Raw genomic sequence first — 20,246 nt, 5'->3', positions numbered from 1 at the left:
GAAATGATAAAAGGAATGAACTAAAATATTAAATAACACTTCTGTGTGTTAAGCGCTTAAATCTTCCGAAGCATACAGAATACAAAACACAATGCATTACGCTTTCGAAATAACGAAAATCTAGTAAAGTATTGTTTAATTATATTAAATGGCTGAAAAAGCAAAACAAGCTGAGGTTGAAGCAACTGAAGCAAAAACCGCTGAAGCTCCGGTTGTATCTGAAGCTCAAGCTAACCCTGAAAAATTCTTAAAAGAGTTCAACTGGCACAATTATCAGGAAGGTATTGATGAGGTTGATGACAAACAATTAAAAGAATTTGAAAAATTAGTAGCAGAAAATTTTGTTGACACTTTAGATGATGAGGTTGTTGAAGGTAAAGTAATTCATATTACTGATCGCGATGCTATCATTGATATCAATGCAAAATCTGAAGGTGTAATTTCTTTAAACGAATTTCGTTACAATCCTAACTTAGCAGTTGGAGACAAAGTAGAGGTATTAATTGATGTGCGTGAAGACGCTACAGGGCAGTTAGTGTTATCTCATAGAAAAGCACGTGTAATCAAAGCATGGGACCGTGTTAATGCGGCACATGAATCAGGAGAGATTGTTAATGGTTTTGTTAAGTGCAGAACTAAAGGTGGTATGATTGTAGATGTTTTTGGAATTGAAGCATTCTTACCAGGTTCTCAAATTGATGTGAAGCCAATTAGAGATTACGATCAGTATGTTAATAAAACTATGGAATTCAAAGTTGTTAAGATCAACCACGAATTTAAAAACGTAGTAGTTTCTCATAAAGCGCTTATTGAAGCTGATATTGAAGAACAAAAGAAAGAAATCATTGGTCAATTAGAAAAAGGTCAGGTATTAGAAGGTGTTGTTAAAAACATTACATCTTATGGTGTGTTTATTGATCTTGGAGGTGTTGACGGATTAGTACATATTACAGATTTATCGTGGTCTAGAATTAATCATCCAAATGAGATTGTTGAGCTAGATCAAAAACTTAATGTTGTAATCCTTGATTTTGATGAAAATAAATCAAGAATTCAATTAGGTCTTAAACAATTATCTAAACATCCTTGGGAAGCTCTTGCTGAAGAGGTTAAGGTTGGAGATAAAGTTAAAGGAAAAGTAGTTGTAATTGCAGATTATGGTGCATTTATTGAAGTAGCTGATGGTGTTGAAGGATTAATTCACGTATCTGAAATGTCATGGTCTACACATTTACGTTCTGCTCAAGATTTTGTGTCTGTTGGAGATGAAGTTGAGGCAGTAATCTTAACTTTAGATAGAGAAGACAGAAAAATGTCTCTTGGTATTAAACAATTGACTCCAGACCCATGGACAGATATTACAGGTAAATACCCTGTAGGTTCTAAACATAGCGGAGAGGTACGTAACTTTACTAATTTTGGTGTGTTTGTTGAGCTAGAAGAAGGTATTGATGGATTAATCTATATTTCAGATTTATCTTGGACTAAGAAAATTAAGCATCCAAGTGAATTCTGTGCAGTTGGTGACAAGTTAGATGTTGTAGTACTTGAACTTGATGTTGAAGGACGCAAATTAAGCTTAGGTCATAAACAAACAACAGATAATCCTTGGGACAAGTATGAAACTGAGTTTGCTTTGGGAACATCTCATACTGCTGAGATTGCTGAAATAGTTGATAAAGGTGCTACTATTGAATTCAACGAAGATATCGTTGCATTTGTACCATCTCGTCATCTTGAAAAAGAAGATGGAAGTAAACTTAAAAAAGGAGAATCTGCTGAATTCAAAATTATTGAATTCAGCAAAGAGTTTAAACGTGTAGTTGCATCTCATACTGCTGTGTTTAAAGCAGAAGAAGCTGCAAATGTAAAAGCAGCAGTTAAAAAAGCGGCTAATGCAGCTGCTGAGGCCAAACCTACATTAGGTGACGCTAATGATGCTTTACAAGCTCTTAAAGATAAAATGGACGGAAAAAAATAATATTTCCCTACAATTTATAACATTGAAGCCTCCCTTTTTGGGGAGGCTTTTTATTTCTGGATGGTTGATTGGTATATCAAAATTCCTGTATCTTTGATATGATCTAATCTTTATTAAATAGTATTTATGTCTCGAATCAGTATAATTATGATATTGCTGTTTGGGTGTAATGTAATTACAGCACAATCTGTAACAGATTCTATTTCAAGCAATTCAAATCTGTCGTATTCTGCACAAGACGGTTTAAAGATTGATTTAAACGATACCGAATTAAGGTTTAATGGGTTCATCCAACCTTATGCTTCTACAACGAAAGAAATAGAAGAACGGGCATTTAATAGAATGTCTTTAAAAAGGGCACGATTGAATTTCTCTGGACGTTCATTAAAAGAGAAATTAAGCATCCATGTAAATCTTGATTTTGTAAATGATTCCATTCTATTGGATGCTTATTTTGGAGTTCATTTTGGTAAATTCAATATTTATGCCGGACAAAAGCATAATAAAGTGAATAACCTGGAAATGAATCTGGATGAAAGGAATATCACTTATCTTAACAGAAGTTTATTGAGCAGTGCTTTTTCCCGATCCGGACGTGAGTTTGGAGTCTTTATTGAACCCGAATTCTCAATCAATCAATGGTATATTCAACCTGTGCTATCCGTTACGTCGGGTAACGGGCGTAATAATTTTGAACGGACTAATGATACGCTATTTGGCGGATTAAAATACGCTGCCCGCATTAATGTATTTCCCTTTGGTAAGTTCTCTGAAAAAGAGCATAGAACCATTCATGATATACATAGGGAAAGCACACCTAAGTTAGCTATTGGAGCCAGTGTAAGTAGAAATTTTCAAGCCTCTGATGCTGTTGGTGAACAAATTGGAGATATTACTTTTTATGACTTAAACAGGAGTTTAAAAAATGCTAATCTGGATCAGCTTTATCTGGACGTATTGTTTAAATGGAGAGGGCTATCTTTTCTGACAGAATATGCATCAACCCGAGCGCATGCTAATGTTCAATTAACTAATGAAGATAGGGAACTCATTAGCCCTGAGAATATTTTCAATTATTATGCTTTGGGAGAAGCTATAAACTTACAACTTGGGTATTTTTTTAAGAATAATATATCCGTTGATATACGTTCAACATTCGTTCAGCCAGAGTTTAAAGAAGCTACTTCAATTTTACAAGAACAGCATAAAAGTTCTCTGGCTGTTTCTAGATTTAGTAAGAACAAGCAGTTTAAGATACAATTTGAAGGAGCGTACTTTAATAGAAAAGATCTGGTAGAAAATGAAACCATTGATGGTTATCAATTGATATTAATGACCCAATTAAATTTCTAGAAGATGAAAGTGTTACATATAGTCTTGTTGTTAATTATAACCCTGTTCTGGAGTTGTGAAACTAAGTTAGTAGGTCCAGGCGAAGACATTGGAGTGCCACCAGAGACCAATGATCTAATCATTTCAGAAGTAAGAATAACAAGTAGGTCTGAAGATGGTGATTATAGAAACACGTATGTGGAAGTTTACAACGGCACACCAAACACCGTTGACTTGTCTAATTATGGTTTGCAGTACGCCTCCAATGGAAATAATGGGGAATGGCGGGAATCCACTCAAATTACTTTTTCAGGTGAATTAGAACCGGGAGCAGTAATAATCATTGCCCGAGAAGGAACTGATCCGGATATCATTTTTAATCCGGATTATGTATGGGAAGATTTAAAAGCTAATGGGGATGATGCAATAGGTCTTGTTAAAAACATAAGTGGTACATTTAGGGTTATTGATCAATTTGGTGAACCTTATATCAATCCACCAGCTGGAGGGGCCTGGGATATAGCCGGAATCACCAATGCTTCTAAAGATTATGTGGTGCTAAGAAAGCGATTGGTTGATTCGCCAAATACAAACTGGCCTATGGGTGCAGGAACAACAGATATAAATTCTGAATGGATTGTTAAGGATTTTGATGACTATTCAAATTTAGGAACCTATACCAGGGATGAAGTACCGTTTGCACCAGAGGATATAGAGTCTATTCCACCAATAACCAATGATCTTATTATTTCTGAGGTTAGAGTTACCAGTAGAGCAGAAGACGGTGATTTTAGAAATACATATGTTGAGATTTATAACGGTACAGGAGAAGCTGTAGACCTTTCTGCTTATGGTGTTCAATATGCTTCTAACGGGAATGGAGGTGTTTGGGATGAAGCTTCGCAGTTAACATTTGATGGTATTTTAGATCATGGTGAGGTGATTGTTATTGCAAGAGAAGGTACAGACCCGGACATTATTGTTTCTCCCGATTATATTTGGTCTGATTTAAAAGCTAATGGAGATGATGCCATTGGGCTTGTAAAGAATATCGCAGGAGATTTTGTTGTTATTGACCAATATGGTGAGCCCTATGACACCAATGATCCGGGTGGAGCCTGGGATATTGCCGGAATTACTGATGCTTCAAAAGATTTTGTGCTACTGAGAAAAAGAGGCGTAGAAAACCCTAACACCAATTGGCTTATTGGAGCAGGAACAACAGTTCTAAACTCAGAATGGATTGTAAAAGAAAATAGCTATTTTGATAATTTAGGCATATTCACAACAGATGATGATGATTTTATACCGGAAGACCCCGGTGGAGACGGTCCGCCAGAAACCACAGATTTGATTATTTCAGAAGTCCGTGTAACCAGTGTATCAGAAGAAGGCGGTTTTAGGAATACTTATGTAGAAGTTTATAACGGTACAGGAGTGGCCGTAGATCTCTCAAATTACGGCCTACAATATGCCTCTAATGGTAATTCAGGGGTATGGGATGAATCCTCTCAGTTAACTTTTTCAGGTAACCTAAATCATGGAGAAGTGATTATAATAGTTAGAGAAAACACAGATCCAGGCATAATCGTTGCATCTGATTTTACATGGGAAGCTTTAACAGCTAATGGGGATGATGCCATTGGTTTGGTTAAAAATGTAAGTGGAAGCTTTGTTGTTATTGATCAATACGGAGAACCATATGATGCTGCAAATGATCCCGGAGACGCTTGGGATGTTGCTGATGTCAGGGAGGGTTCAAGAGATCATGTTTTACTTAGGAAGTGGGCTACTAAAGATCCCAATACAGATTGGGATATGTCAGCAGGAACAGATGCTTTAAATTCAGAATGGATTGTAAGAGAAAAGAGTTATTATGATAATTTAGGAAGTTATACTTTGCCCTAGAACTTAATTGCCGGGAATAATGAAAAACACAGTTCAATATCAATTTATATTTGCACTATCACTTGTATTATGTGCCTTAAGCTGTAGTGACTCGTTAGAAAACGATCCATCGGTTTATCAGCGTATAACTGTTTACCCCGAAAGTGAACTTGGATTTAACGTTTTCTGTAATGCAAATCTTGATAACCCGGAAGGTTTAACACATTATAAGAATTTACTGTTTGTTTCACATGGAGGCGCACTGGACGGAGAACGGCATTATAAAATAGCATTAGATGGCGTGAGACTAGCAAATAAATTGGGAAATACCATTGTAGTTGCTCCCCAGTTTCGGACAGAAAATATTAGCAGGAATTACCGCTGGGGTAAATATAACTGGAAAGATGGTAGAGAATCATACAATGGTGTGCCAAAAGTGAGTTCTTATGCTGTATTTGATGCTTTAATAAGTCAAATCATCTCAAAATACCCATCCATAGAAAATATTATTTTAACCGGGCATTCGGCAGGAGCTCAAGCCGTATTTAGGTATGCTGTCTTAACGGATTTACCGGAATTGATATCAAGAGATGTAAATTATCTTCCTATGAATCCGGCATCCCTGTTATATATTGGACCTGAACGGTGGAATGAAGAGATCAATTCGTTTATTATTCCACCGGATTTAAGCACATGCCCGGATTACAATACTTGGAATTATGGGTTGAATAATATTGAATTAAACGAATACAGACCGGATATTACTGCAGAGTATATCAATGAAACATTTCCATATAGAAACCTTACATACTGTGTTGGAACACGGGATTTTAATATAACAGATCCAAGTTGTGAGGCTGATTATTTGGGGTCTACAAGTTTAGATAAGTCTACTAAAGCTTATCAATATATGCAGTTTAAGGTACCTGATAATAACCACGAACTCATTACGGTTGAAGGTATAGCTCATGATTTTACCGGGATGATGAGATCTCCTGAGATTAGGACATATATCAATTCTATTTTTGAATAGAAGAAATCTATATTGAGTAGGCATAATGCATGACCAGGTTAGATAAAGGTGTGTTGAGATAAAGATTGGTAGTAATGGTTTTTACTTCTAAATTTTTGCATTACCTTTGTAATCCAAATACGTTTGGATAGTATATGAGTCAAAAAGTTTTACTTAACGAAAAAGAGGTAAACATCATTCTTCATCGATTGGCTTGTCAACTCATTGAAAAACACAACAATTTTTCTAATACAGTACTTATTGGTTTACAGCCACGAGGTGTTTTTTTAGCAAATAGGTTAGCTAAAATTTTGAGAGAAGATTATGGTGTTAAGAACATTCAATTAGGACACTTAGATATCACTTTTTTTAGAGATGATTTTAGAAGAAGCGGAAAGCCCTTAGAAGCAAATACTACTAAAATAGACTTTCTGGTTGAAGATAAGAACATTGTGTTTGTTGATGATGTACTATATACAGGAAGAAGTATTAGAGCAGCTCTAACAGCAATTCAGTCTTTTGGAAGACCAAATGAAATAGAGCTATTAACCTTAATAGATAGACGTTTTAGCAGGCATTTACCAATTCAGCCGGATTATAGAGGAAGACAGGTTGATGTTATAAATAATGAAAAAGTAAAGGTAAACTGGAAAGAGTTTGATGATGAAGATTCTGTCTATCTAATTGAAAAATAGGGGAGAGTTTGAAGCTGTGAAGCCTGAGTAAAATTTAATATAAAGTTTAACCGCTAACTGCGACTGAATACTGAAATAAATGAGCGAATTAAGTGTCAATCACTTATTAGGAATAAAATATCTTAGCAAAAAGGATATCCAACTTATTTTTGAAACTGCTGATCATTTTAAAGAAGTGATTAACAGACCTATAAAAAAAGTGCCTTCCCTTAGAGATATTACCATAGCCAATCTATTTTTTGAAAATTCAACCCGAACAAAATTATCATTTGAACTGGCAGAAAAGCGCTTATCTGCTGACGTTATTAACTTTTCATCTGCGCAATCGTCTGTAAAAAAAGGAGAGACCTTAATTGATACGGTAAACAATATTCTATCTATGAAAGTAGATATGGTAGTAATGCGTCATCCAAATCCCGGTGCAGGCGTGTTTTTATCAAAACATGTAAATGCCAGTATTGTAAATGCCGGAGACGGGGCCCATGAACACCCAACACAAGCTTTGTTGGATTCTTATTCAATACGGGAAAAGTTGGGAGATGTTAATGGAAAAAAAGTGGTTATTGTTGGAGACATTTTGCATAGCAGAGTAGCACTTTCAAATATTTTTGCTTTACAGCTCCAGGGGGCTCAAGTGATGGTTTGCGGTCCAAAAACATTAATTCCAAAGTATATCAATGAGCTTGGAGTAAAAGTTGAAACAAATTTACGTAAAGCATTGAATTGGTGTGATGTAGCAAACATGCTTCGAGTGCAAAATGAACGTATGAGTATTAGTTATTTTCCCTCCACCAGAGAGTATACACAACAGTTTGGTGTTAATAAAGATTTGCTGGATTCCTTAGATAAAGAGATTACCATTATGCATCCCGGCCCAATAAACAGGGGTGTTGAGATTACCAGTGATGTAGCAGATTCAAAACAATCCATTATACTGGACCAGGTTCAAAATGGTGTAGCTATAAGAATGGCCGTTATTTATTTACTAGCATCAAAAATAAAACAGTAGATTATGATTTTAGATCAAAATGGTAACACATCCATAATTACTCAAGAAAAGGTTACAGTTATAGAGCTGGTTAAAAAAATGCAAGCTTTATATCCTAAATTTAAAAATAACAATATTATTGTATCCTTAAGTGCTTTAGAAGCTTATGGTAAAAATGACATTGATGAGTTTTTAGAATTGTCGAACATGCATAGAAGAGCAAAAAATTCTTTTGTTTTGGTATCAGATAAAGTTGATCTGAATAGTATTTCAGATGATATTGTTGTTGTTCCTACACTTCAAGAGGCTTATGATATTATTGAAATGGAAGATATGGAGCGTGATTTAGGCTTCTAAACCAATGATTTTGTTTGTAGTTAAATAATATCAACCACATAGGACTTACTCCAATAATGAAATTAACCATATTAGGCTGTTATAGTGCAACCCCCAGAGCTTTAAATAATACGACATCTCAGGTACTGGAGATAAATAATCATATGTTTTTAATTGATTGTGGCGAAGGAACCCAAGTGCAGTTACGAAAGCATAAAGTTAAGTTTAATAGAATAAAACATGTCTTTATATCACATTTACACGGTGATCATTTTTTTGGCCTGGTAGGTTTAATTTCTACGTTTAGATTGCTTACAAGAGAGACAGATTTACATATTTATGGGCCTAAAGGTATTAAGGAAGTGGTGACACTTCAAATGAAACTGGCAGATTCCTGGACCAACTATAAACTATATTTTCATGAGCTGACTTCTAAAAAATCAGAATTGATATTTGAAGATGATAAGGTTGAAGTACGTACTATCCCTTTAAATCACAGAGTTTATACCAATGGTTTTTTATTTAAAGAAAAGCCAGGACTTAGAAAGTTAGATGTTGATGCTGCTGAAGCAGCAAATATAGATAAGGCCTACTATAGAAAACTAACACAAGGCTTTGATGTTGAAAATGAGGAAGGTAAAATCATAAAGAATGAGACTGTAACCACAACTGGATCGACTCCAAAAAGTTATGCATTTTGTAGTGATACTATGTATAAGGAGGATATAATACCAATCATAAAGGATGTTGATGTACTATATCATGAGTCTACCTTTTTGGAAAAGCACGCACATTTAGCAGCAAAGACAAAGCACTCTACAGCAAAAGAAGCTGCTAAAATTGCAAAAAAAGCAAATGCAGGTAAATTGTTATTGGGACATTATTCAACGAGATATGATGATTTAAAACTCTTTAAAAAAGAAGCTCAGGAGGTTTTTGAAGAGGTACAGCTATCAGAAGATGGTAAAACTTTTAAATTTTAATTTAACTCATCTAAGTTACTAATCCACTCAATGGCTTCATCTAAAGATAAGCAAGGATGCATTTTAACTACTGAAAAACGTTTTTCTAAAGTAGCATTTAAATACATCATATAGTTATAGTATACTATTGAGCTCCCCGCCATCATATTACTTTGTATAGCAATTTTTGCCCAATCTTGTGGATCAACAGAGTAGGAGTTAACTCTGTTGGATATATATCCTAATTTTGCATTCAACCCATAAAATTTGATGGCTTCTTTTAGTACCAATTCAATTTTATTCCAATCAAAATGTACTTCCGCATTAATTTCAGAAATTATAAACTTATCACAGAAAAAAAAATTGCCAAAAGGCATTTCAAGTTTATAAAAGTTATAGGTTTTACTATATGTTGAATTTTCAAATGTCATATCAGTCATGAATAAAGCGGTGCAAAATTACAATGTTTAGTGACATATTTATAGGTATTAAAGCATAAAATTTTGTTATTTTGTATTATATGGAAAAAGACTTAAGCAATTATAGAAAGTCATACGAAAAAAGTGAGCTTCTTTTAAAAGAGGTACCTGAAAATCCAATAGAATTATTTCAAAAATGGTTTTATGAGGTTGATAAGCATTTCTCAGAAGATGAGACCAATGCCATGACCATTTCTACAATTGGTTTAGACGGTTACCCTAAGAATAGGGTAGTGCTTCTTAAAAAGTACACCTATGAAGGTTTCATCTTTTATACCAACTATAATAGTGAAAAAGGAAAAGCTATTAAAGCTAACCCGAACGTATGCTTATCTTTTTTTTGGCATGGAGCTGAAAGGCAAATCATCATCAAAGGCAAGGCAGAAAAAATTGCAGATAATTTAAGTGATGGGTATTTTGAATCCCGACCACGAGGAAGCCAATTAGGAGCCTTGGTTTCTAGCCAGAGCGAAGTAGTAGAAGATAGGCAGGCTTTAGAAAATAAATTGACTGCACTGGAAATAGTGTATCAAGGTAAAGACATACCCAGGCCATTGCATTGGGGAGGGTATATTGTAAAGCCTGTTGAAATGGAGTTTTGGCAGGGTAGACCTAATAGACTTCATGATAGAATCCGTTATCAACTTCAAGATGACTATAGTTGGCAAATAGATCGATTATCTCCTTAAAACATCGCTGAAATACATTATTGTTGATATTGAAATTGTAATTCATCGATTAAAAACATAAAAAATCGATAAAATACATGTTTTTAATCGATTTTAACATTTCATTAACAATTGCTTCAAAATAGGCTGTTAATTTTACAGAACCAAATCTAAATTTACCTACTTATGAAGTTGTTAATGAGACTGCCTGTATTGGCATTGTTTACCATGTTGACGTTTTCTTCCTGTTCTACTGATAGCTTAGATGATAAAGCTGAAGCTCTGGAATTAAGCTTGATATCAACACAAACTAAAGCTATAGAAATTGAAATACTTGATCTGATTAATGATCATAGATTATCTAATGGATTGAATGCCTTGAAAGGAATGAACATTGTAAAGTCTGTTGCTTTTAGTCATACCGATTACATGGTTGATAATGATCAGATTTCACATGACAATTTTTATACGCGTAGCAATTACTTAAAGACTAATGCCGGGGCTAAAAAAGTATCTGAAAATGTGGCATATGGCTATAGTACAGCACAAGGGGTTGTAAAAGCCTGGATTAAAAGTGAAAGCCATAAGGCCAACTTGGAAGGGGACTTTACAAATTTTGATATTTCCGCAGAAAAAAATGAAGACGGGAGATGGTATTTTACCAATATCTTCATAAAAAAATAATATTGCGCTTTTTTATTAATGTAGCAATAATCATATAACCTATTTGATTTTACTGATTAATAGCTTTAAAATTTAACAGGTTATTTATTAATAACTATTTTGTTATTAAATTTAGCTTTAGGTATAAAATCCTCTCATTTTGAGAGGATTTTTAATTAAATACTAAACCTTATTTCCCGCTCTATTGCTAAAATCAATGCGGTTATATGTAGTATTTGTGGTACCATTTTATTATATATGGGTGAATTTTTAATTAACATCTACTTAATGCTTTCTTCAGAGTTACAATAATTCAACGAGATCAGTGTTTTTTAGAGCTCTATGCTTATGAAAAATAATTTTTAATGGTGTGTGTTATATTAGATAAAAAAACCACTAAAAACAATGTTTTCAGTGGTTCAGTATATCTGTTTTCTTAATTAGAAGCTTTTATTTTACTTTTATTACTACAAAATTAGTACGCCTGTTAAGTTGATGTTGTTCCTCTGTACAATTCATAGTGCCATTACAACCATTAACCAATTGTTCTTCACCGTAGCCTTTGTATTCAATAATCCTATCAGCATTTACTCCTTTAGATATTAGGTAGTTATAAGTAGCCGTAGCTCTCTGATTGGATAATATTTTGTTATATGCTGCAGGTCCTCTGGAATCTGAGTGAGATTCAATTTTAATGGTCATATCCGGATAAGTATTTTGCATTAAATCTACAATTCTATCCAGTTCGGTTGTATCTTCATTTCTAATATTAGAACTGTCGAATTCAAAATGGATAGGTCCAAGATCAGTTATCTCTTCAACCACAGGAGGAACCGGATTCATTGAGAAATCAGTAGTAATAGAAGTAATACTTCTTTCTATCCCTTTTGAAGTAACAGTCTTATAATTGTCTATATAATCATCTTTTTTAACACTAATATGATAATCTGTATCTCTATCAATATTTATATCATATACCCCGTCTTTGTCAGTTTTTAAACGAGCAATTTCTTTACCGGCTGGATCCATAATACTAACTATCGCATGGGGTATTGGTGTATTAGCTGTGCCATCATATACTGTACCTTCAATTTTCAACTGTGGAATTCTATCAAAACCATAGATGTCATCACTACCAACACCACCATCTCTATTAGAGGCAAAATAGCCGGATAAGCCATCAGCATTCATAAAGAATGAAAAATCATCTTTACTGGAATTTATAGGAACACCAAGATTCAAAACACTAATAAGGTTATTGTTCTTGTCAGAAACCGTTCCAAAAATATCCAACAAGCCTAATCCGGGGTGTCCGTCAGATGAAAAGAACAATACACCCTCACTATTTATAAAAGGAAACCGTTCATTTTTATTGGTATTAACAATAGCCCCTAAGTTTTTAGGTTTGCCATATGCACCATCTGATTTAATATCCACATAATAAATATCAGTACCTCCCAAACCTCCCGGCATATCTGAAGAAAAATATAGTTTACTACCATCTTCATTTAAGGCTGGGTGACCATTGGAAAATTCATTACTGTTAAAAGGGAGCTCTTCAATATTGGTCCATTTATCACCAATTAACAATGCTTTGTAGATTTTAAGAGTTGATATGCCATCATTATTTCTGCTTAAGGTATTCTTTATAAACCCGGTTCTGGAAAAGTACATGGTTTTACCATCTTTTGAAATTGAGATAGGACCTTCATGGTAAATGGAATTAACATCTCCTTTTAATTTAGACTTGTGGTCTACAATACTATCATTGGTATTTTTATCTGTGACGTAAATATCTAAGAAAGGTTCCCCATTCCATCCGTATCTGTGCCTAGTTGAAACGCCTTCATCCCTTGAAGAAGCAAAGTAAATACTGCCATTATATTCGTAAGCGCCAAAGTCACTATACTTAGAGTTGAACTTAATATCCTTTAAAAAATATTGTTGCTTGGCGTTAAATATAGAGGTTATAAAATCCGAATCTTTTTGAATTTTTGAATTCTCAATTTTCCCCCCGGCATCTTTAAAACGTTTCATCCATTTACGGGATGCAGCATAATCTTTTATACCACGTAAAGCTTGTGCATAATTATAATAGTATTCAACTGGTACATTACCTTGTTGAACAGCTTGTTTGTAATAAACTACTGCACTATCAGGATTTCTCATATAGGCATAACTATCTGCTAATTGTCTTATGGCATAATCAGTATTATAATCTTTATCTATAAGCTCTTGATAAGCCTCTGCCGCATTAACAAAAGCAAATTTATTAAATAGGTTATCAGCTCTTTTTTGCCTGCCATTTTGCGAATAAATAGTAATACTTATAAGTAATGAAAAGCATGCTATTATGTAGTTTTTTAATTTCATGGGGTCTTTATTTAATTAAAAAATCCTGTCCTTTATAAGAAAATTAAAATCAACTGTAGATTTATTTACTTTAATTATTCCATTTTTACAACAATAAATTGTGTACGCCTATTTAATTGATGATCTGCCTCTTCACAATTGATTCCGTCTTCACAGCCGTTAGTTAGTCTTCGCTCACCAAAGCCTTGATGTTCTGTAATTCTGGCAGAATCTATTCCCTTGGAAACCAGATGTTCATAGGTGGCATTAGCTCTGTCAATGGATAGTTTGTCATTATAGCTTAGCTTACCTCTGGAATCTGTATGGGATTCAATTCTAATAACCATTTCCGGGTAATCGTTTTGCATTAAATCCACAATTTTATCCAATTCTAAAGCTGCATCAGGTCTGATATTGTGTTTATCAAAATCAAAATAGATGGTATTTAACTCGGCTAGCTTCACAACATTAGGAACAGGGTTTAACAACAAGTTTGCATTTATTGTTATAAGTTCCGTTTGAATATTTTTAGATGTAAAATTGCGATAGTCATCAATATATTTATCTTGACTGGCCACAATTTTGTAGTCCTTATTTCTGTCTATATTGATTTGATAATATCCGTTTTCATCGGTTTCCATATAAGCAATTTGCTTATCATTTTCATCAAATAACGTTATTTTGGCATTCTGAATAGGATTGGTGTTAATGGCATCAGTAACCATACCCTCCACATGGAGAACAGGCTCTCTGTGAAAAGCATATATGTCATCACTACCACGTCCACCTTTTCTGTTTGATGCAAAGTACCCTGTGATACCATTAGCATTCATGGTAAAAGCAAAATCATCACTACTTGAATTAACTGGAATTCCCAAATTAATAACGTCTTCTATGCTTTCATTATCATCTCCTTTTATGGTTGCAAAAACATCCAGTAATCCTAGTCCGGTATGTCCATCAGAAGAAAAGAATAAAACACCTTCATTATTGATAAATGGAAAACCTTCAGCACTTTCGGTATTTACAACACCTCCTATGTTTTTGGGTGTTCCTAGTATGCCGTCGGGAGAAATATCTACAACATAAATATCAGATCCTCCGTATCCTCCCGGTCTATCTGATGTAAAGTATAATTTAGAGTCGTCAATATTCAGAGCTGCATGTTGTGTTGAAAAACTATCCCCATTTATAGGTAAGTCTTCAATATTGGTCCAAGCACCATCAACCAACGAGGCTCTGTATATTTTCATATTGGTCATGCCTTTTCTATCTTTTATTTCAATATCTTCTGTGAAGTTATTTCTTGAAAAATACATAGTGTTACCATCTTTAGTTATAGTAACAGGACCGTCATGATAAATAGAATTAACATCTCCCGGGAGTTTTGCTGTATGATCAACATTTCTTTTAGAATCTACATCTGCAACATAAACATCTAAAAAAGGTTGCTCATTCCAGCCATATAAGCGTTTTACCGAAACGCCTTCATCGCGTGACGAAGCAAAATAAACTTTACCGTTATGTTCAAATGCACCAAAATCGCTATATTTCGAATTGATACGAACTCTATCCAGAAAATACTGTTGTTTTGCTCCAAATACGCTGGTGATAAAATTGACATCTTTAGAAAAATCATTAGCGTTTACCACACCGCCAGAATCTTTATAGCGTTGTAACCAAACTTGAGATTCTTTGTATTTTTTAACACCACGTAATGATTGTGCATATTTATAATAATAATCAACCGGGACGTTTTCCTGTTTTACAACAGTTTTATAATACCTTGATGCATTCCTGGGGTCTCTTAAAAACGCATAGCAATCCGCTAGTTTTCTAATGGCATAATCTTTATTGTAGTTATTTTCAATTAGCTCTCTGTAAACTTTAGCTGCTTTTACAAAAGAGAATTTATTGAATAAAGTATCTGCTCTTTTTTGTTTTCCCTGTTGAGAAAATACAGAAAAGGTTAGCATTAACGTGATACAAACTAATATGTAATTCTTAGTATTCATAGAACATTTGTATTAGAAATATCTAGGAGATTTTAATTTTGAACTTATGAATTTGAATTCATACATCAATAAAATTTCATGAGTTCCGGTAGTATATCTGGCTATATCTGAGATGGGTTTTTCATAAGCATAGCCTATACGTAATTGTTTTGATACCTGAAAATCAACAATACCTCCAATAGCAGCAGCTTCCTCATTAATTCTATATGACCCACCTAACCAAAACTTTTCGTTAAACAAAAAATTGGCAGTTAAATCAATCGAAACTGGAGCTCCGTTTGTAGCTTTTATTAAACCGGCCGGTTTGAACTTGATGGTTTTATTTATATCAAATACCCCTCCTAAGGTAAAATAATAACTTATACGTTCTAAGGCTTCATAATCCTCCTCATTATTTAAGTCATTATTTAGAATTCTTGGAGCTGATAATCCCGCATAAAACCTATTTGTACTCCAATATACACCGGCTCCTATATTGGGAGTCCATCTGTCTTCGGTTCCATAAATTGTAGGGTCATCTATATTACCTGGGTCAAAACGGAAATCTGTATCAAAACTAAACTGAGTGAATCCGCCTTTTAAACCAAAGGCTAATTTCCCATCTTTTCCTGTAGGAATAGCATATGAGAAATCTGCATACAGGTATGTGAAGTTTTGAGGCCCTAAATCATCTTCAATAAAGGAAAGCCCCAGACCAATTCTGTCATTTCTTAATGGTGTATGAATTGAAAGTGTTTGGGTAATAGGCCCTCCTTTGAAACCAACCCATTGACTTCTATGTAATCCAACAATACTTAATGCTTCTCTGCTCCCTGCATAAGCTGGGTTAATTGAGACTGTGTTGTACATGTACTGTGTAAATTGCGGTAATTGTTGCGCAACTCCAATCGTACAGCTAAACAACGCAATAGCGATTATGTTATATTTTATAAGTTTCATAGGTTAAGGTTTTATTTGGTTCCGATGTAAACAGGACCAGTCAACGGACTTAATCCACTGTTTTTTAAATTTATAATATAATAGTATGTACCATTAGGTAATTTTCCAGCATTACCAATAGATGATTTTGGAGAAGAACCATCCCAATCTCCTTTAGCTCCTGAGGTTTCTATACTACCTAGAGTATAATTATTAGACTCATAGACTAATGCTCCCCAACGGTTAAATATTTTTACCTCGGCAACAAAGCCACATAGATCAATTCCAGCAATATCAAAAGTTTCATTGAAACCATCACCATTTGGTGTAACGGCTTTTGAAATTGTTAAATCGTTCTCTCCACAAGGTAAAACAACACATTTAGCATCTATAATCATGGTGACTTCTGTAACATTCATACAACCACTTTCAAAGCCTGTATATCTCAATAGGTATTGTATACCTTCTGTTCTCGGGTTGAAATCTTCGTCAAAGACTTCATCTAAGTGGGTTGGATCAAAAATATTTCCATTTATAGTTGCCACTGTATTCCCTTCAATTATCTCCCAGAAACCTCCGGAAACATCATCAGATAAGAAGCTGTTTAAATCTATAACTCCTTCATCATAACATCTGTCTTCAGCATTGATCTCAGTAAATATTTCATCTAATGCAACGTTCAGTGTTTGAGTATAAACCTCTTCGTTATCACATTCGTCCCTTACGGTCCATGTTCTTGTAATTTGATAATCTGCAAAAGTACTTTCATCATAGGTACTAGTTTCGTTGTATACTACAATTATATTAGATTGTGCTGTGCAGTTGTCTGTAAAATCTAATACCGGAGCATCAGGGATATCTATACAACTAACATCAATGGTTTCCTCAAAAGTAGTTGTTGGCACTGGAGCTGTTGTATCTTGAACCGTTATGATTTGTGTATGAGTGGTTGTTAAGTTACAAGCATCAGTAGCAGTATATGTTCTTACAATGATATAACTTGATGGACAATCGCCATCAGTCCTTACATCATTAACTGTTACAACGGCATCACCGCAGTTATCTGTTGCAGTTATGGTTAAAGGATCTGGAACTGCATCACATTCAACTGTAATATCTCTAGGTAATGTTTCCACAAACTCCGGAGCCTTAGTATCCTGAACTGTAATAATTTGAATGTGACTTGTTGTCAAACCGCATTCGTCTGTAGCTACCCAAGTACGTGTTAAGGTATAAGTATTAGGGCAATTCCCATCAGTTCTGGCATCGCTTACCGACACTGTTGCTGTACCACAAATGTCTGTTGCTGTTAATGTTTCTGCAACCGGAACAGCATCACATTCAACAACTAGGTTAGCCGGTGGAAGTGTTTCTACAAATTCCGGAGCTATTGTATCTTGTACCGTAATTGTTTGAACATGAGTGTTGGTTAAACCACATTCATCTGTTGCCGTATAGGTACGTGTAATCACATAATTGCTAGGGCAATTCCCATCTGTTCTTACATCTGCCACAGTAACTGTAGCAGAGCCACAGTTGTCTGTTGCTGTTAAAATTTCAGCAGCAGGAATGGCATCACATTCAACAATAACATCAGCTGGAAGTGTTGTTTGTACAAATTCCGGGGCTGTTGTATCTGATGTTGATATAATTTGATTTGCAGAAGCTGAGTTTCCACAAACATCGGTAGCAGTCCATGTACGTGTTATGGTATATGTACCAGAACAAGCACCATCTGTTCTAACATCTACAAATGTTATAACAGGATTCGGGTCACAATTATCTGTTGCTGTTGCTGATCCAAAAGCTATCGGTGATAAATCATCACTACATTCAGCAGTTACATTAGCAGGTAATGTAAGCACTGGAGGTGTATTATCGCTAACAGTAATGGTTTGTGTGTGTACAGTAGATACTCCACAAATATTAATAGCTGTCCAAGTACGCAAAAGTGAATAACTATTTATACAGTTTCCATCTGTTCTGTCTTCTGTGAAAACAACATTTATATTTCCGCAGGTATTTGAAGCTGTAAGTATTTCAGCATCAGGAACAGAGTCACATTCAACATCTATATTTGTTGGTAATGTAGTTTGATCAAATACAGCAGGAGTTGGCTGAGTAAATGTATATGTTGCCGTTAAATTAATTGTTTCACATAAGTTCTGTATGGACCAGGTAATTGTAATTGAACCACCTGTACAAAAATCAATAGACTGAGCAACAAAATCGTTTGTAACCACAGGCGAACATCCTCCAGCAATACTATTATTAATGGCTGTTGTTTGGGTTGTAACCCATGTAGCAATATCAGTATTTAACTCTGTTTGAGCCAATGTTGCATCCGTGTTATCAAAATCACAAGACTCTACATCTTCATCTGCAGGATTGTTATAAGTAACAGCAGCAGGTGCTGTTAAATTAAAGTCCGCAGTAATAGTATTAATTGTTTCACAAAGATCTGTAATGGTCCAGGTAACTGTAGCCGTTCCTCCGTCACATAACTGAGGAATACTAACCGAAGCACTATCATTTGATAAGCTTGGAGTACATCCACCAGCTTGAGCAATGGCAGTTGACTGTGCATTAACCCAGTTAGTAAAGGCTGTATCAACCGCATCCTGATCAACAAAATCACAAGACTCTACATCTTCATCCGCAGGATTGTTATAAGTAATCGCGGCTGGAGCCGTTAAAGTATATGTTGCAGACTCATTTATCGTTTCACAAATATCATCAATAGTCCATGTAATAGTTAAACTACCACCAGCACATAAATCGATAGACTGATTCGTAAAATCATGACTTACAGAAGGAGATCCACCAGTAAGGCTATTGTTGATGATATTAGTTTGAGCAGTCACCCATGTAGCAATATCCGCATCAAGATTAGCTTGCGCTATAGAAATATCATTATCATTAAAATCACAAGAGTTAGACACTTTTCCTGAAGGTGCATTAAAGTTTATTCCATCAGGTTGTGTAAAGCTATATGTTGCTGTAGGTGTTGTAGTACCACATAAATCTTGAACAGTCCAAGTAATTGTTATACTACCAGAATTACAAAAAGTAATAGATTGGTCAACAAAATCATGAGTTACTTGAGGAGCACACCCTCCGGTGATGCTATTATTAATAGCTTCAGTTTGAGCAGTCACCCAAGCAGCAATATCCGCATCAAGATTAGCTTGCGCTATAGTAGCATCCGGATCGTCAAAATCAGCAGCTACAGTCGAACTATCTGCAGGATTGTTATAAGTAACGGCAGCAGGTGCTGTTAAATTAAAGTCCGCAGTAATAGTATTAATTGTTTCACAAAGATCTGTAATGGTCCAGGTTACCGTAGCCGTTCCTCCGTCACATAACTGAGGAATACTAACCGAAGCACTATCATTCGATAAGCTTGGAGTACATCCACCAGCCTGAGCAATGGCAGTTGACTGTGCATTAACCCAGTTAGTAAAGGCTGTATCAACCGCATCCTGATCAACAAAATCACAAGACTCTACATCTTCATCTGCAGGATTGTTATAAGTAACAGCAGCAGGTGCTGTTAAATTAAAGTCCGCAGTAATAGTATTAATTGTTTCACAAAGATCTGTAATGGTCCAGGTAACTGTAGCCGTTCCTCCGTCACATAACTGAGGAATACTAACCGAAGCACTATCATTTGATAAGCTTGGAGTACATCCACCAGCTTGAGCAATGGCAGTTGACTGTGCATTAACCCAGTTAGTAAAGGCTGTATCAACCGCATCCTGATCAACAAAATCACAAGACTCTACATCTTCATCTGCAGGATTGTTATAAGTAACAGCAGCAGGTGCTGTTAAATTAAAGTCCGCAGTAATAGTATTAATTGTTTCACAAAGATCTGTAATGGTCCAGGTTACCGTAGCCGTTCCTCCGTCACATAACTGAGGAATACTAACCGAAGCACTATCATTTGATAAGCTTG

General features: G+C 35.0%; 15 protein-coding genes. 10 read left to right on the top strand and 5 right to left on the bottom strand.

All coding sequences use genetic code 11. The features are described from left to right. The first annotated feature begins 148 nt into the window (after positions 1–148). The 8 genes from rpsA to VOI54_RS16740 all read left to right on the top strand — a co-directional run bounded on the left by rpsA (position 149) and on the right by VOI54_RS16740 (position 9,214). On the top strand, positions 149–1,981 hold the full coding sequence (gene rpsA, locus VOI54_RS16775; RefSeq protein ID WP_326284331.1) for a 30S ribosomal protein S1: 1,833 nt from the start codon (positions 149–151) through the stop codon (positions 1,979–1,981). Between the two features lie 126 nt (positions 1,982–2,107). Continuing rightward, entirely contained in the window at positions 2,108–3,334 is a 1,227-nt protein-coding gene (locus VOI54_RS16770; RefSeq protein WP_326284329.1) for a hypothetical protein, read from the top strand. Between the two features lie 3 nt (positions 3,335–3,337). Further along, a complete protein-coding gene (locus VOI54_RS16765; protein WP_326284327.1) occupies positions 3,338–5,221 on the top strand; it encodes a lamin tail domain-containing protein in 1,884 nt (627 codons plus the stop codon). A gap of 19 nt (positions 5,222–5,240) precedes the next feature. Next, entirely contained in the window at positions 5,241–6,233 is a 993-nt protein-coding gene (locus VOI54_RS16760) for an alpha/beta hydrolase family protein (RefSeq protein WP_326284326.1), read from the top strand. Positions 6,234–6,367: 134 nt separating this feature from the next. Next, entirely contained in the window at positions 6,368–6,907 is a 540-nt protein-coding gene (gene pyrR / locus VOI54_RS16755) for a bifunctional pyr operon transcriptional regulator/uracil phosphoribosyltransferase PyrR (RefSeq protein WP_326284324.1), read from the top strand. 79 nt (positions 6,908–6,986) lie between these two features. Beyond that, positions 6,987–7,916 carry an aspartate carbamoyltransferase catalytic subunit gene (locus tag VOI54_RS16750; protein WP_326284323.1) on the top strand — a complete coding sequence of 310 codons (930 nt, stop codon included), beginning with the start codon at positions 6,987–6,989 and terminating at the stop codon, positions 7,914–7,916. A 3-nt stretch (positions 7,917–7,919) separates the two neighbouring features. Then, positions 7,920–8,252: a ribonuclease Z gene (locus tag VOI54_RS16745; protein ID WP_326284322.1), complete on the top strand. Its 333-nt coding sequence runs from the start codon at positions 7,920–7,922 to the stop codon at positions 8,250–8,252. A gap of 56 nt (positions 8,253–8,308) precedes the next feature. Then, on the top strand, positions 8,309–9,214 hold the full coding sequence (locus VOI54_RS16740) for a ribonuclease Z (protein WP_326284320.1): 906 nt from the start codon (positions 8,309–8,311) through the stop codon (positions 9,212–9,214). Here the strand turns inward: VOI54_RS16740 and VOI54_RS16735 are convergent. Next, the gene (locus VOI54_RS16735; RefSeq protein ID WP_326284318.1) at positions 9,211–9,633 is read right to left on the bottom strand and encodes a hypothetical protein; all 423 of its coding nucleotides are present in this window, start codon (positions 9,631–9,633) and stop codon (positions 9,211–9,213) included. The genes VOI54_RS16740 and VOI54_RS16735 overlap by 4 nt on opposite strands. A gap of 80 nt (positions 9,634–9,713) precedes the next feature. On the opposite strand from VOI54_RS16735, the gene pdxH reads away from it, so the two are divergent. Beyond that, positions 9,714–10,361, top strand: a complete 648-nt coding sequence (gene pdxH / locus VOI54_RS16730) for a pyridoxamine 5'-phosphate oxidase (protein ID WP_326284316.1) — start codon at positions 9,714–9,716, stop codon at positions 10,359–10,361. Between the two features lie 165 nt (positions 10,362–10,526). Beyond that, entirely contained in the window at positions 10,527–11,024 is a 498-nt protein-coding gene (locus tag VOI54_RS16725; RefSeq protein ID WP_326284315.1) for a CAP domain-containing protein, read from the top strand. A gap of 429 nt (positions 11,025–11,453) precedes the next feature. Here VOI54_RS16725 and VOI54_RS16720 read toward each other — a convergent pair whose 3' ends face one another. From VOI54_RS16720 to VOI54_RS16705, 4 genes are all read right to left on the bottom strand, one after another. After that, entirely contained in the window at positions 11,454–13,376 is a 1,923-nt protein-coding gene (locus tag VOI54_RS16720) for an OmpA family protein (protein WP_326284313.1), read from the bottom strand. A 74-nt stretch (positions 13,377–13,450) separates the two neighbouring features. Next, positions 13,451–15,370 (bottom strand): OmpA family protein, encoded by a 1,920-nt coding sequence (locus tag VOI54_RS16715; RefSeq protein ID WP_326284312.1) that lies wholly within the window; start codon positions 15,368–15,370, stop codon positions 13,451–13,453. 12 nt (positions 15,371–15,382) lie between these two features. Beyond that, positions 15,383–16,309 (bottom strand): PorP/SprF family type IX secretion system membrane protein, encoded by a 927-nt coding sequence (locus tag VOI54_RS16710; RefSeq protein WP_326284310.1) that lies wholly within the window; start codon positions 16,307–16,309, stop codon positions 15,383–15,385. A gap of 11 nt (positions 16,310–16,320) precedes the next feature. Further along, positions 16,321–20,246 (bottom strand): T9SS type B sorting domain-containing protein (locus VOI54_RS16705; RefSeq protein ID WP_326284308.1); only part of this gene is annotated, 3,926 nt, incomplete at its 5' end.

The sequence above is a fragment of the Alterotamlana spongicola genome (assembly GCF_035818475.1).
In the GTDB taxonomy this organism is placed as follows: domain Bacteria; phylum Bacteroidota; class Bacteroidia; order Flavobacteriales; family Flavobacteriaceae; genus Cognatitamlana.
This window is presented reverse-complemented; position numbering and strand designations above follow the sequence as displayed.